The 366-nt window shown below is 70.8% G+C and carries 1 protein-coding gene; it reads right to left on the bottom strand.

Translation table 11 applies throughout. The features are described 5' to 3' along the window. A partial coding sequence (locus IF09_RS0139605) for a SidA/IucD/PvdA family monooxygenase (RefSeq protein ID WP_030304457.1) occupies positions 1-366 on the bottom strand: 366 nt, incomplete at both ends.

The raw sequence follows: 366 nt of genomic DNA, 5'->3' as shown, positions 1-366 counted from the left end.
GAGCGGTGTGCGAGGACGCTGATGAGGGAGTCGGCGATGCCGTGGGTCTCCTCGTTGACGCCCTGGAGGTAGACGGCTCCCCGGGCCGATTCGCCGAGTTCGACCCGGTGGGCACGGCTGACCGTGACCTCGTCGATGCCGACCCGGGCCGCCAGCTCCCGTACGAGGGCGGGCTTGCGGGGGTCGTAGCCGGTGCCGAGGAGCACGAGGTCACAGCGCAACGGCTCCGTCTTGCCGCTCATCCGGTCCCGCAGGTCGAGTACGACGTCCCCGTCCTCGAGCCGGGCACCCACGACCTCGGTCATCGCCCGCACTTCCGAGCGCTGCGGGCCGAGCGCCTTCTGCCGGTAGAGCATCGTGTACAGC

The sequence above is a fragment of the Streptomyces katrae genome, assembly GCF_000717655.1.
GTDB lineage: Bacteria > Actinomycetota > Actinomycetes > Streptomycetales > Streptomycetaceae > Streptomyces > Streptomyces katrae_B.
This window is presented reverse-complemented; position numbering and strand designations above follow the sequence as displayed.